Consider the following 15,089-nt stretch of genomic DNA (forward strand, 5'->3'; position numbering starts at 1 on the left):
AGAGGGACGCCCTGAAATCATGGCGGATCAACCTCTCATCCTTCAAGGGTTTCGTGGGCAAATCAATGGACCATGGAAAGCTTCCACTGTCACCCACTGCTATGAAAAACAAAGCGGATACACAACAGAAATCACACTCGAGGCACCAAACAAGGGAAAAGAAAGCAATGAGAACACTGAACATGCTAAAAACAGAAAATCCAAGAGATAATTTTGCTTCTTCTTTTCGTCAACTTCCCCATAATATTGAAGCAGAGCAGGCATTGCTTGGAGCAATCCTGATTAATAATAATGCACTCGATCGCGTTTCAGACTTTCTCAAAGCAGAACATTTTTTTGAAACGCTACACCAAAAGATCTTTGAGATTGTCTTACAAATTATTCAAAAGGGTCATCTTGCAAACCCCATTACAATCAAGCCCTATATCCAAATGGAAGAAAAAGTTGGAGATATTACTGTATACCAGTATGTTGTTCGCTTAGCCACAGAGGCAGTCACTATTATTAACGCTGAAGATTATGGACGCGTCATTTACGATCTATTTATCCGCCGGTCTTTGATTAATCTTGGCAATGAAGTTGCCAATACAGCCTTTGATGCGCCTGTCGAACTTACACCTTCCCAACAAATTGAAACGATTGAAAATCAGTTATTTGAGCTCGCCGAAAAAGGAAAATATGGGGGTGGGTTTGAAAACTTTGATACAGCCATTGCAAAAGCACTTAACATGGCAAGCGCTGCAAAAAAGCGTTCCTCACAGCTCTCAGGGATAGCTACCCATATCAAAACCCTTGATGAAAAAATGGGGGGGGGCTACAGCCATCCGATTTGATTATCATAGCTGGACGCCCTGGAATGGGGAAAACCTCTCTGGCTACCAATATTGCTTTTAATATTGCCAATGCTTGCAAGCGTCATGATAACAGCCAAGAAAATGAAGGGGGCGTTGTAGGTTTCTTTTCACTTGAGATGTCAACTGAACAGCTTGCAACTCGTATTATCTCAGAGCAAATAAAGGTTTCTTCTTCTGATATGCGCCGTGGTAATATCTCAGAGGAGCAATTTACCAACATCATTTACGCAATGCGTTCCTTACAAACAATCCCTCTTTATATTGATCAAACAGGTGGTGTGTCTATTGCACAATTGGCCGCCCGTGCAAGGCGTCTTAAACGACAACATGGTCTAGATGTCTTGATTATCGATTATATCCAACTCATGACAAGCGGTTCAAAGCGTTCATTAGAAAATCGCGTTCAAGAAATTACAGCCATTACCACCGGATTAAAAGCACTTGCAAAAGAACTCAATATTCCCATCATTGCTCTGTCACAACTTTCGCGTCAAGTTGAAAACCGAACCGATAAACGTCCACAACTCTCCGACTTACGTGAATCTGGTTCAATCGAGCAAGATGCCGACATTGTTCTGTTCGTTTATCGTGAAGAATATTATCTCAAAAATGAAGAACCCAAAGAAGGCACTGCTGAGTATAACAAATGGCAAGAGGCAATGGAGCAAGCCAAGGGTAAAGCCGAGGTTATTATAGCAAAGCAACGCCATGGTCCGACAGGAATCGTCCCCCTTGCATTTCAATCCGACTTTACATGCTTTAGTGATTTGGAAAAATAGGAGCAGAAAAATGCGTTAAAGAGAGCTTTAAATACCCTTTGAAAGGTCTTTGAAGATCCTTTAAAACTCTTTGAGAAAAAATAAATTGGTACAAAACCTAGTGTCAAAATATACAAAACCTGCTGGCAAGCTACAATTATACAAAACCCGCTGGCAAGCTACAGCTACATACAAATACAACTGGCTGGGGAACTTGGATTCGAACCAAGATTGACGGAGTCAGAGTCCGCTGTTCTACCATTAAACTATTCCCCAATAAGCCAATTTTACCATTTCTAGCAGATTCTATAGTGTAGGCAAGTGCAAAAAATCTTTAGATTATCGATAATAAAGAGCGATAGGGATATCATTATAATCCCAGTAGGGGCGTCCTCGATATTTTAGCATATAGCAATAAGCGAGTAAAAATATATAAATAGAGCACACCGCGAACGGAGGTATCATAAACTCTTTTTGGAATATTCCCTAATATAGGTGTATCATGTCAGGCAGTTACTACTAAATCATGGAGAATTTATGAGTAATATCCCTACTTATCCTGTTACCCCAAACCTACAGTTGGTATACGTCTCAAACATAGAGTATTCTACGGCTTTTTACAAATTCATCTTCATGAAAGAACCTGTGTTTACCTCGCCACGCTATGTTGCATTTGCTTCTTCGGGGGATGCTCTCTTTGCTCTCTGGTCTGGGGGCGATAAGCCTGAGGAAAATGTGCCTCGTTTTTCAGAAATCGGCATTATGTTGCCTACTGGAGAGGACGTAGATAAGCTCTATGCGGAATGGAAAGAGCAAACCACTGTTGAGATAAATGTTTTGAAGGAACCGTATACTGATGTATTTGGACGTACCTTCCTAATCAAAGATCCAGACGGAGATATTATTCGTGTTTGTCCACTGGATTAAAAAGCTTGAGATCTGATCTTTAATTGTCTGAATTATAATACCTGAATTATAATAATTGTCTGTTTCCAAAACCTATAAGCTATGCAAGCTAAGAGGCTTACTTACGACGCGTGGCTTATCCGTTCGGTGCTGTTCCACTATATTCAGCCCCACAACCTGCCTGTTTCCACAGGCGGTCTAATTGGCTTGGACATCAGTCGGCGTTATTGCATGGCCAGCGATCAGTACTTGTAAAATCATAGAAGCTATCCCTTATCGCCTTATGTGGAGTCTTTTGTTGGAATGGGAGGAATATTTTTTACAAGGAAATTGATATCTTTATGAAGTTAAAAAGGTTTTGTACATAAAAACTAATAAAATCAATATATTAAGTGCAGTTATTTTGTATGAATCCACTTAAGAATCCCTACTTTTATGCATGTTTGAATTGATCATTTTTTATATAAGATTGCCATGGATGTATAGACTATAAAAAGCAAATCATGATGCAAATACTATAACGCATAGGTGCATTCAAATGAAATGAAAAGCGGTTATCATTCATAACAGGTCATAAATTTTATGATACGTTTTTATCACAGCACAAATCACATTGTTTTAAATTTCAGTCGTTTGGAATTATCGATAACATAAATTGCATACGTTTAAGAATGGATGTGTTTTGCTCTTTATTTGAGTGTAACCTTAAAAGGAATAATCGTTTGAAACTATCATAAGCTTATAGATTTAGTTCATAAAGATTGCATAAAAGGATTTAAAGACAAGATCATTTTTAAAAACACTTACTAAAAAGTAGTAAATGATAGGCAGGCATTATATAGATACTATCATCACAATATAGAATGAAAATCACAATGTTATGTCTTATGAAATTGAAAGCATTTCAATGATATAACGCAAGCAAGCGAGAAAAAAACGTTTTAAAAGTTACATTAAAAATACGAAACCAAATGAGCTCCCCCCAAATTTGGGGGGCACCTATTGAAAAAAGATGAGGCAGCAAAATTCAAAACCATTGTAACATCTAAGGTATGGGATTTTATTCAATTTTGAGTCAAAAGCTATAATGTTTAAAGATGGCTATTCTAAAGATAACGCCTCCAAAATTGGATTGGTTAATTTTGCCAACTCAAATTTGAGCTGGTTAATTTGCAAAGAAGTTACATTTGAGTGCAAAATGAAAAGATACTTATGAAAGCCTTATTGAGAAAACATTCATTTAAGATGCATTTTCTTTTGATTGGATTGATAAAGTTACCAAGCGTTTATAGATTCTATAATGCTAATGAATGATATCAAAATCATAGCTATCATTTACGTTTCTTTTGATAAGTTTTCATATTTCTAAATAGAGCACTTGCAATATGATACGTTTTGTATATATGAATTTATTACTCCATTGTGGATGATTCATTTGAATCTTATAATCAATATCTGAAAGCCGCGTCATATCATTTGGCTCGGCTTTCTTTTTTGAATTCTCTCTTTAGATAGGTTTATAGCTATTAGATAAGGCTTTCCCATAAACAGAGCCAGATATACGTGTATTACTATGGAAAGGATTTATTTGCGAGAGGATTACCAGACAATGTTTGCTTTGCTTGCGCAAGAGAAAAATTCTTCTCTCTCAATGATGTGTCTCAGATCCGAAAAATCTTTAGCCAATTTAAGATAAAAGAGGTTGGCACATCTTATACATGTGGTTCAAAGAATCCGCACCGGCTCAAGAGCTTATCATCTCAAATTGCAATTTTTAGAGGAAGAGAAAATATGCATTAAAGGGATTTTAAATGACCCTTGAAAGTTTTGCAGATCCTTTGAAAAAATAAATTGATGCAAAACCTGCTTTCAAATTATACAAAACCCGATGACAAGCTACAATCATTAAATACTGGCTGGGGAACTTGGATTCGAACCAAGATTGACGAAGTCAAAGTCCGCTGTTCTACCATTAAACTATTCCCCAACAAGCTAATTTTACTATCCCTAGCAGATTCTATAGTGCATGCAAGCGCAAAAAATCTTTATGATTATCGATAATAAAGAGCGATAGGGATGTCATTAATTGTTTTGATTTGAATATCGACATCATAAATGTCTTTAAGAATTTTTGGTTGCATAATTTCTTTTGGAGTCCCACAATAGGCCGCTTTCCCATTTTTCAATGCAACAATCATATCTGAGTAAGATGAGGCAAAATTAATATCGTGCATAACAATAAGAATGGTTTTTTTCAGTTCATCAGCTGTGCGGCGTAATTGCTTCATCATAGAAACCGCATGTTTCATATCCAGATTGTTTAATGGTTCATCTAAGAGAAGATAATCAGTGTCTTGGCAGATAACCATTGCTATAAAAGCGCGTTGACGCTGACCGCCAGAAAGCTCATCTAAAAAACGGTCTTTTAAATCTTGTAAGCCGAGATAGCGTAGTGCACTGTCGATAAATTGTTTATCTTCATGTGTATACCAGCCTTTTGAATAAGGATAGCGTCCGAAACTCACTAAATCGTACACGGTTAAGCGAAAAGACAAAGGATTTTCTTGACGCAGAATTGAGAGTTTTTGAGCCAAAATATCGAGGGGCATTTTATCAATATCAAAGCCGTCGATATGAATTGTCCCATTATGGTGTGGCAAAAGACGTCTTATCAGCATTAAAAGAGTGGACTTTCCGGAACCATTGGGCCCAATGAGAGAAATAATCCCCCCTTTTGGAAGATGAAGGCATAAATTATCGATAATCAATCGTGCTCCGTAAGCTTTGGAAAGATGATTGATCTCAATCATTTTAGTTTTCCCTTCATCAGTAACATTAAGAAAACAATTCCCCCACAAAACTCAATGATAAAACTTAAACGCCCTGCCATATGAAAAATTTGTTCTAAAATAAATTGTCCCCCCACCAGACAAATAATAGCCAATAATATTGCAATTGGAACAACAATACTGTGTTTTGCTTGAGGAGAAAGTTCATAGGAAAGGTTGGCAACTAACAGTCCAAAAAAGGTGACGGGGCCTACCAATGCGGTGGAAATGGATACGAGAATGGAAACAAAAATAAGGACAGCTGTCGCACTTTTGTGGTAATTAACGCCAAGATTGAGGGCATTTTCACGTCCTAAAGCCAAGATATCAAGAAGATGACGGGAATGCCATCCAATCAGACTCACAATGAGGACAATGATTGTGGCAAAGCTTATTAACGGTGTATTGAATTTATTAAAATTTGCAAACATAATATCGGTTAAATTCATCATTTGGTCTGGATTTAGTTGCAATTGCATAAACATCCGTAAACTGAAAAAAAATCCGCCTAAAACAACACCGATTAAAAGCGTCAAATGAAGCCCTTTTAGGCTTCCTGAAAAGAGCCAGCGAAAAAGGCTTATTGAAAAAAGGATAAGAATGAGGGCTTCAAGAACAAGCTGTCCTTCTTCATTCAAAAAGGGCAAAGAAAGAGAGCCTACAAAATACATTAGGGCAGTCTTTATTAAAATATAAAGCTGATCAAATCCCATAATTGAAGGGGTAAGAAGACGGTTATTAACGATTGTTTGAAATAAAACCGTGGAAACGCTTATTGCATAGGCAATAAGAAGCAGAGAGGAAAGCTTTGTAAGACGAAATTTCCATGTATGAACATTGATATTCCACGTCATGTAAAGACTAATGACAGTGCATGCTATGATGATAAGTGTTGTTAGTACACATATTGTTTTTCTTCTTCTATCCAAGACGCTTTCTCCAGTGTAAAAGCAGTATCATAAAAATAAAACTACCGATTACACCCATTATGGTGCTGATGGGAATTTCAAGAGAGGGATGAATGATTCGTCCTAAAAGATCACAAATCAAGACCAATCCTGCACCGCTGATGGCCACCCAAGGAGCGGTATAGCGCATATTATCTCCCATGAAACTTGAAACAATATTTGGAATAATCAACCCAACAAAAGGAATACGGCCAATGGTACACACAACAACAGCAGTGATTGAGGCGACAATAAAAAGACCAAAAAACATGACAACACGATAATTCAATCCAAGGTTATTGGTTAAATCTTCTCCCAAACTTGCAACCGTAAAGCGATCAGCAGTACAATAGGCCAGAATACAAAGGGGAAGAGATAGCCATAAGAGTTCATATTTTCCTTCAAGAACCATCGAAAAACTGCCAAATAAGTAAGCTTGAAGAGAAGGAAGTAACATTTCATAATCTGCAATGGCATTGGTTAAAGAGCCAATAATATAGCTTAGCATAATCCCTGTAAGAGGTACAATGAGAGCAGATTTTAGAGGAATGCGTTGCAATAAAAACATAAAAAGTAAAGTGCCTACCATGGCAAAAATTGTCGCAACGACCATTTTTCCTAAAACAGGAATATTGGGCCAAAAAATCATAATAAAAAGAATGCCAAGGGAAGCAGATTCAATGGTTCCAGTGGTTGATGGTTCGACAAAGCGATTGCGTGTTAATAGTTGCATAATCATGCCTGAAAGTGCAAGTGCTGCGCCTACTAAAAGGATTGCAATGGTACGAGGAAGACGTGTTTGCCAAAAAATAAGCCACGCATGGGGATCGGCTGCGAAAAGGTTAGAAGGTGTGACATCAGAATAACCAACAAAAATGCTGAGGATAGACAGGAAAATTAAAAGTGTTATGGTTATCCAGTAATTCTTCACGTTAAATCATTTTCTCTTAAAACTTAATAAAAAAACAAAGGTTGTTTCATAAACAACCCCTGCTTTTAAATTTTATTCATATAGCAATCAAGCTCTTTCGTGCGCTTATTTGCTCTTTGTAAAGGCTTCATTGATTTGCTTAGCGGTTTCAAGGAGTCCCGTTAAACCACCACTTGCACGATACCAGCTCCAAGAGTCCAAATAAATAATTTGGTTTTGTTTGCTCGCTTTTGTGCGGTGAACAAGCTCATTGTTGAGCAATTGTGCTGCGGATTGTCCTTCCCGTCCAATGGCTGCATCGCGATCAATCACTAACAACCAATCAGGATTGGTTTCAAGAATGAATTCAGGAGAAATGAGTTGTCCATGTTTTTGCACGGTAAGTTTATCGGTTGCAGGAGCAATTCCAAAAGCGGAGTGAAAAATATCGAAACGTGATTTTGGTCCGAAAGCACTGATTTTTCCACCAGAGGTCATGAGTATGAGCCCGGTGCCTTTTCCTTGGGTATTTTTACGGACTTCAGCAAAAGCTTCATTAATTTTTGCAATTTCCTTTTCTGCTTCTTGTGTTTTACCAAAAATTTTTCCAAGGATAGACACATTTCGTTTTATATCTTCAAGAGAATTTTCGTTTTCTACGGTTAGATCAATTGTTGGGGCTATTTTGGATAAGTCTTTATATTTTGCTTGAGTTCTGGAGGAAATAATAATCAAATCGGGTTGAAGAGTGGCAATTTTTTCATAATCTGGCTCAAAAACGGTTCCAATTCTTTCATATTTTGCATCGTCAAATTGTTGCAGATAGGAAGGTTTTTTTCCTTCAGGAAGGCCGATAACTGCTTGGATACCAAGGCGATTCATATTATCTAGCGAGGCAAGATCAAACACAACAACCTTTTGCGGAGAAGTGGGAACAGAAGTCGTTCCTGAAACATGATCAATCGTTACATTTGTCTGGGTACTCGTATTTGCAATACTCGTATGAGTCCACAAAACCGTTGCAAAGCTGATTGCAACCAGTAAAATAGAAGTCATCCATTTCATATATTTTATCATCGTGATTTTATCCTTTTATCTAATATTACAAAGGTTTGCGCACTTAAAAACTTAACTTTGGTATTTTATGCACAAAATGAAGCGTAAATAAATAACACTATGTTGTAAAGTTGACTGACATATGTTACAAATCGTTCACTTACCTCATTTTCACTTAATTCTAGTGTTTTTGCAACATTATTTAGAAAGTTTGACATATGATCAATGTATTTAAAAAGCGTACACGTTTGTACGCACTGACAACAAGTGCTTTCTTCTTTTTGCAAGGTGTAGATGTTTCTATAGGGAGTAGTTTTTGGTCACTCTCAGGCCTATCTTCTTCATTGTCATCTATAATACCATCTTTTAGAAGTCCATCAAAATCTCCTACACCTGAAGTAGCAGGATTACCTGCAGCTCCTTTAGCACAAGTCGCTGGCCCAAGCAATGGCGGTGGTGTCCCTGGTGGTGGCGCTGGTGCTGTCCCTGGTGGTGGCGCTGGTGCTGTCCCTGGTGGTGTTGGTGTTGGCGGTGTCCCTGGTGCTGTCCCTGGTGGTGTTGGTGTTGGCGGTGTCCCTGGTGCTGTCCCTGGTGCTGTCCCTGGTGGTGTCCCTGGTGGCGTTGGCGGCGTTGCTGGCACTGGTGGTCCTGACGCTGGCAGTGCTGGTGGACTTGGTGCTGGTGCTAATCGAGGTGCGGTTATTGGTGGCGCCAAAGCATGTAATGTAGGGAATTATAAAGATTATACTGATCCTTTATCATCTATTGTTTGTAGTGATAGAAAAGAACACTCAATAAAGTATAGTACGATTATGGTGAGGAAAAAGGGGGCTAATGCTGTAACAGCGGGATGGATTGGTGTTGCTGAAGAAGATGTTGGTGCAGAATCAGCAGAAGTTACTAAACCAACAATTATTAGTCTGTATTCTTCATCTCTTAGGAATCAACCTGGTTCAGAGGCTGAGCAGGATATAAGGCCGCAATATGGGAGCGCTGTATTTGCATCACAAGATGGAGAGGTTAAATTAGTGAGCTCATGGATTCGTGATTTTGACACTGGGCTTTACGCTTTATATGGTGGAAAGATCATTATGGAAAAAGGGCATATCTTTAGTACAACTATGGGTGCTGAGGCTGCGCATAAATCACTTATTGTGTTGCGTGATACAGAGATTAATGTGTCGGGCCAACAAGGGGGGGAAGGTAGTGAAGATGAAGAAGAGGATGTTCACGTTGTAGATGATAATGCAACTGGTTTGCGTGCTAGCAATGGAACATTAATAGACATGAAATCGGGGAAGGTTGCTGTGCCGATAGGTGCAACTGTAGTTTTGGCAGAAACTGGAGGGATCGTTCAACTAGATAGAGTTAGAGTTACAATCAATGAAAGCAAATCTAACAATGAAAGCAAATCTAACGCAGCAGCGCAGCAAATGAGTAGCTTTTTATTTATAGATGGAGGCTTTATTTCCTTAAAAAATGGAAATATTAATCTTTTAAATTCTGTTGGTGCATGGGTCTTTGAGAGTGATGAAGAAGATGATGAAGGAAACGGTGATGGAAGTAAAAAAGATGATCCCCGTGCCGAGTTTCTTGCTTCTTCGGCCTATGTTAGCTATCTTTTACCCCAAATCTTAGGACCAAAGACAAGGGAAGGAGCCGATGACAACAGAAGCGCTAAAGCGGACTTTAGGATTAAAGCTTCTGTAAAATCTTCAACTATAAACTTGAGAGGACAAACGTCTGTTGGCATATATTTTGATAATCAATATGATGATCAAGAACAGAGAAAATTACAAAATGACCAATTACAAAATAAGGTGTCTTTAGTTTTTTTGCAAAACACTACTCTTAAGGTTCCAGATGGTATAGCCATTTCAGGTAATCATATGAGAGGCTCTGTCCTTATAGATAGAGACTCGGATGTTTCTGGTAATTTATTCTTACAAGCTGTATCTACTTCTGAAGTGTCGGTTTTTGTTAATGATTCTATAATTAGGGGTGAGGCTTATGTTGACAAAGATTCTCAGGGTAAAATTTCATTGTTCAATGGATCGGAGTGGCATTTAACGAAAAGTAGATTTGGAAAGCGTAATAGAAGTTGTGGGGATTCATGTATTTCATTTTTAGGACTTGACAATTCTACTTTTGCGTTTTTGCCTTTACAAGGTGGCTCTAATGAACAAAATTATACTTATCAAATGCTTCGCATAGGAAATGGGAAAGGCACAGTTTACAAAGCTTCTGGGGATTCTTATATTTATTTCGGTGCATCTGTGCCGGCTGATGCATCAGAGGATTCTCAGCTATCTGATAGGCTTTTAATTCATGGTGATGTCTCTGGTCAAACTAAGGTGCATGTGCGTTCAGTTGGACAAAATGGTGATAATCGACAAGGTCAGGATGCTCAAGGTTATAAACCTCAGAGTATTTCAATTATTCAGGTTTATGGGGAGGCGAGGAGAGATTCTTTTACGCTGAATGATGCGTATGTTACGATAGGCGGTTCACCTTATCAGTATATCCTTCGTGCTTACGGTCCAATGACTCCTCCGAAGATGAAGTATTTCGATAATAAATTGGCAACAAGTAAACAGGTTTGGGATTACCGGTTAGAAAGTAAAATAGAAGCTGCAAATGGTACTAAGGTAGAACCTCCTTTGGCATCAGAAATAGTCTTAGCGGAATATACACAGTCTGTTCCTCGTTTATTTGATACAGTTCCTGATCTTGAGTATCTCAATAGTGTTGAGATTAGCGAAAAAAAGCAAAGCGGTGCCGCTGCTGGTGCAAGAGGGCCTGCTCCTGCACTCCCTCCTAGTCCTGACACTGCAGGCTCCCCTAGTCCTGGCTTACCTGCTGCAGTTCCCTCCAGTTCTGGCTTACCTGCAGGCCCCTCTAGTTCTGACTTAAAAGGTGATGCTGTAGAGAGATCTGGTACAGGTGGTGTAAATCAAGCAGAGGGTGAAAATGACTCTTCTAGAGTATCAAGTTCTTCATCTACTCCTCTACAGACTGTGACAACTGGGGAGACTGTTGATGGAAATGAAAGTAGAAGGAACCCGAATCCTTATATGCCGGAGGGAACTTTCAGTTATGGTGAAGAATTGGTAACAAGTGATGAGGATACGGGTGTTCATCTTTTTTCTGGTGGTGGATATTCTCGCCAGAATGCAGGGGAAGTAGAATATAATATAACAGGTTACGATGGTTCTGATACAGGTTATGGTGATTATACTATAGTTGGTGTGAATTCTCTAGGTACAAATAGACCTTCTCCATTACCGGAAGCAGAAAATAGATCAGAGGTGACAACAGATGAAGGTGGACTTACTCAGACTGTTGAGCCTTCTGTTACTCTTGGTGTATCTGAGAGATCTGAATCTGTAGACCCTGCTGTACCTAATTCACTTTTGAGATCTGATACCGGTCAAGAAGATCTTACAAATGGTGGATCTGACGGTGTAGTGAGTGAAGTATCTGAAGTTGTAACGTCTCTTCCTTCTCCTACTACGTCTTCTGTTATTTCTACTGGATCTGGGGAGGACGCATCTATAGGTGATGTAAGTCATGAAGAAGCTGGAAATGGGTCTTCTACAACATCTTCTGTTACTTCTACTGGATCTGAAAGAGATGCATCTCCTGATCAGGGGGAGGCTAGAACGTCTGAAGTAGTATCGACTCCTTCTTCTACTAAATCTCCTGTTACTTCTACTGTATCTGGGGGGGATACATCTACTAATCTTGTAAGATCTGATACAGGTGGGATTTCTGTGATATCGGCAGATGGGGTTTCTGGAACATCTGGGTATCATATTGTGTCGAATATGCTTACACCTATAAAATCAGCAGCTTCCACGAAGCCTTCTACTTCTGAGGCTTCTGCAAAACCTGTTGCGCTTTCTGAGGGATCTGTTGGGCGTATTCTTGTGCCTAGCCATTCTGCTAATGGGGATGTTCCTTCTAAGGAAGCGATTTCTTCTACATGTGATGATATGAATAATGGTGAGGAGAGATCACGGACTACTTATTTGTGTAGTGATGGTAAATCGCGGACAATAAAAAACTTTACGTTGAAGGCAAGTGATAAAACTCAGCATCCTATGCATGTAAAAAATCAGGATACGGTTATTAAGTTAGAGGGAGCTATCATTAGTGGTGCAGATTTTTCTGACAGTGAAACTAATGTTGATTTTGCTACATCAAAACGCGTGAGTGCTGTGCTTGCAGAAGACAATGGAGAAGTTGTTTTGGATAAGAAATCAAAAATCCAATCTTCTGTAATTGGGCTTGAAGCGCAAAATGGCGGAAAGGTTATGATGAATGATGGGACAGTCGATGCGCTTTATGTGGGCGCTTTGGCGGGTTCTGGATCATCTGTTAATTTAAAGGATACAACAATTAACGTAACGGGAGATTTGGTTGCGGCTGGTCTGGCGAGTAAGGCTGGTGAGATAACAATGAATACTGGAGCTATTACTTTGGCAAAGGGAGTGGCTGTGAGGTCAGAGGCTGGGGGAAGCGTTAAGTTAGACAAAGTTAGCATTACTGCGAAAAAAGCGCAGAATAAGTTAGATTCAGCAGAGAATTTAGAGCGTGCAGCTTTTCTGGTGAGTGATAATGCTTCTGTTGATTTTAAGAACGGAAATGTTGTTACTGATGCCCATGCTGTGTGGGTTATGAAGAGTGGGGATGCTGTTGAGACGGGTTCTTCTAGGAAAAGGAGATCCTCTGACGTTCGTTCTACTATGAATCACGTAAATATCGAGTCTTCTACTGTTAAAGTGGAAGGTGACGGAGTCTACGGCATATATTTTGATGGGGGAACACAGAAGGAAGCGAGTCAACAAAATCGAAGTAAGGATTTAGCAACTGAGCAAACAAGTGTTGTTAAGCGAAGCGCTGTATCCAAACAGGAGAATGCAACTATAGGCGTAACGGGGGCAATTTCATTGAAAAAAACTGATTTTGAAGTTGCAAATGGTATAGCTATCTATGGTAATAATTCTGGTGGTCGTGTTTCATTAGAAAATAAAACAACCCTTGCTGGTGACTTGTTATTAAAAGCCGAGAATGATTCGAACATATTGGTTTCAGTTGACAGTTCTATTGTTACAGGCGGTGTTCGCGTTGATAAAAATTCTTATGCAAAATTAGACTTGGCTAATAGTTCACAGTGGATTCTAAAAAGAAGTGCACAGAGGAATTGGGGGACTCTAGATTCAGGATGTGTGGATTCATGCATTTCTTCTGTAAGTCTTGTAAATAGTGCTATTGATTTTGCATCTTCGGAATCTGAAGGCAAATATCAGACTCTCCATATTGGAAATGGGAAAGGAACTGTTTATGCGGCACAGGGTAATGCTGTAATTCATCTCAATGCGCGTTTAAATCCTCGTGATCCGAGTGATCAGCAAGTCACTGATCGGCTTGTCATTCATGGTGATGTTTCTGGAAAAACAAAAATACATGTACGAGGTGATGCGGGCAATGTAGGAGATGGTAAAGCGAATGCCAAGATTGCTCATACTGTTTCAATTATTCAGGTCTATGGTCAAGCGAAGAAAGACTCTTTCCAACTCGATGGCAATTATGTTGCACTGAGAAACTCACCTTACAAATACACCCTTCGTGCTTATGCTCCAGAAGCGACTTCGAAACAGGAGCATGTTCAGCAGAAATTTGTTAAGGATGGTGGAGAATTTTGGAATTTCCGTTTAGAAAATCAGTATGTTAAGTCTGTTGGATCTGCTGCCCTTCCTGAACAATTTGTAAGGTCTGTTGTTCCACAGGTTCCAACTTATCTCAGCTTGCCTAATAGTGTATTCCACGCTGGTTTGATGGATATTAGCAATCAAAATAAGCAATTGGAGACGTTACGGATGACTTCTACAGGAATGGTAGAGGTTCGTGAAAATCCCGCTTTATACTTGCGCGGCTATGGTGGAAGTTATCATTATGCTTCAGATCTGTCCGCACTTGAATATGGTTACGGAGGTGATCTTAGTTATAATGGTGTAGAGGCAGGTGTTTTGCTGCAAACTATTGAAAATGCTGACAGTGCTATATCCTTTGGCGTTATGGGAACTTATGGAAAACTTTCTCTGCAGCCTGTGAATGTTGAGTACAGTCAGAAGAGTGCATTTGATAAATGGACTGCTACGGTATATGGTAGCATGCAGCATAATGTTGGCTTCTATGTCGACGGTCTTTTATCCTATGGTCTGTTCAAAGGTGATGTTCTCACCCTTGCACGGGGTAAAACAGCAACATTAAAAGGTAATCCTTTGAGTGTTTCTTTAGCTGGTGGTCAGACAATTATGACAGGATATAAGGGCTTTGTCTTTGATCCGCAGGTTCAGGTTGTGTATCAACATCTCCAGTTTAATAAGGCCCGTGATATCGACAATTTTAATATTGAAATGGGTAACCTTAATCAGTGGGTAGCACGTGTTGGTGGACGTTTAACCAAGATTCCTACAGGTTCTGAAGGCGTGAATGCTGTTGCTTTCTATGGTAAGCTTTATCTTGCTCATGGTTTTGAAGGAAAACAGTCTGTGCATTTCAATGATGCTTTCAAGTTAGGAGCTTTTGGTTCTTCTCTAGAGGCTGGATTAGGTTTTAATGCCAAATTGTTGCCACAGTTCTCTCTGCATGCTGATATTCTCTATCAACATAAGCTTAATAAGGCTGGTTTTTCGGGAACAAGTTTTTCCGGAGGAGTACGTTATCAGTTTTAATATAAGGTACACTATGTACCTTTTTAGAAAAGGCAGCACATTGTGCTGCCTTTTTTCTTTATAACAACTTGTGTTGTTCTTAAAAAATCT

General features: G+C 39.2%; 7 protein-coding genes, 2 tRNA genes and 3 pseudogenes. 6 read left to right on the forward strand and 6 right to left on the reverse strand.

The window, feature by feature from the left end:
* Both ACFIK1_RS00750 and ACFIK1_RS00755 read left to right on the forward strand, forming a co-directional pair.
* Positions 1–211, forward strand: a pseudogene (locus ACFIK1_RS00750) (late control protein); the annotation flags it as partial.
* Positions 168–1,633: pseudogene (locus tag ACFIK1_RS00755) on the forward strand (replicative DNA helicase). The pseudogenes ACFIK1_RS00750 and ACFIK1_RS00755, both read left to right, overlap by 44 nt.
* 181 nt (positions 1,634–1,814) lie before the next feature.
* Here the strand turns inward: ACFIK1_RS00755 and ACFIK1_RS00760 are convergent.
* Positions 1,815–1,888 (reverse strand) — tRNA-Gln (locus ACFIK1_RS00760).
* 261 nt (positions 1,889–2,149) lie between these two features.
* On the opposite strand from ACFIK1_RS00760, the gene ACFIK1_RS00765 reads away from it, so the two are divergent.
* The 3 genes and pseudogenes from ACFIK1_RS00765 to ACFIK1_RS00775 form a co-directional block, all read left to right on the forward strand.
* The gene (locus ACFIK1_RS00765; protein ID WP_375661848.1) at positions 2,150–2,539 is read left to right on the forward strand and encodes a VOC family protein; all 390 of its coding nucleotides are present in this window, start codon (positions 2,150–2,152) and stop codon (positions 2,537–2,539) included.
* A 181-nt stretch (positions 2,540–2,720) separates the two neighbouring features.
* On the forward strand, positions 2,721–2,852 hold the full coding sequence (locus ACFIK1_RS00770) for a hypothetical protein (RefSeq protein WP_375612406.1): 132 nt from the start codon (positions 2,721–2,723) through the stop codon (positions 2,850–2,852).
* 1,238 nt (positions 2,853–4,090) lie between these two features.
* Positions 4,091–4,296: pseudogene (locus tag ACFIK1_RS00775) on the forward strand (DNA adenine methylase); the annotation flags it as partial.
* 135 nt (positions 4,297–4,431) lie between these two features.
* Here ACFIK1_RS00775 and ACFIK1_RS00780 read toward each other — a convergent pair.
* From ACFIK1_RS00780 to ACFIK1_RS00800, 5 genes are all read right to left on the reverse strand, one after another.
* A tRNA-Gln gene (locus tag ACFIK1_RS00780) sits at positions 4,432–4,505 on the reverse strand.
* A gap of 64 nt (positions 4,506–4,569) precedes the next feature.
* Positions 4,570–5,328, reverse strand: a complete 759-nt coding sequence (locus ACFIK1_RS00785; protein ID WP_375634197.1) for an ABC transporter ATP-binding protein — start codon at positions 5,326–5,328, stop codon at positions 4,570–4,572.
* Positions 5,325–6,200 carry an iron chelate uptake ABC transporter family permease subunit gene (locus ACFIK1_RS00790; protein WP_375661849.1) on the reverse strand — a complete coding sequence of 292 codons (876 nt, stop codon included), beginning with the start codon at positions 6,198–6,200 and terminating at the stop codon, positions 5,325–5,327. Before ACFIK1_RS00790 ends, ACFIK1_RS00785 begins: the two co-directional genes overlap by 4 nt.
* 67 nt (positions 6,201–6,267) lie before the next feature.
* Positions 6,268–7,224 carry an ABC transporter permease gene (locus tag ACFIK1_RS00795; protein ID WP_375661850.1) on the reverse strand — a complete coding sequence of 319 codons (957 nt, stop codon included), beginning with the start codon at positions 7,222–7,224 and terminating at the stop codon, positions 6,268–6,270.
* A 105-nt stretch (positions 7,225–7,329) separates the two neighbouring features.
* Positions 7,330–8,280 (reverse strand): siderophore ABC transporter substrate-binding protein, encoded by a 951-nt coding sequence (locus ACFIK1_RS00800; RefSeq protein WP_375661851.1) that lies wholly within the window; start codon positions 8,278–8,280, stop codon positions 7,330–7,332.
* Positions 8,281–8,477: 197 nt separating this feature from the next.
* Here ACFIK1_RS00800 and ACFIK1_RS00805 point away from each other — a divergent pair, with 197 nt between their 5' ends.
* Entirely contained in the window at positions 8,478–14,999 is a 6,522-nt protein-coding gene (locus tag ACFIK1_RS00805) for an autotransporter outer membrane beta-barrel domain-containing protein (RefSeq protein ID WP_375661852.1), read from the forward strand.
* Positions 15,000–15,089: the final 90 nt, after the last annotated feature.

Origin of the sequence: Bartonella sp. OC16QHHD, from assembly GCF_042194035.1 — a bacterium.
In the GTDB taxonomy this organism is placed as follows: domain Bacteria; phylum Pseudomonadota; class Alphaproteobacteria; order Rhizobiales; family Rhizobiaceae; genus Bartonella.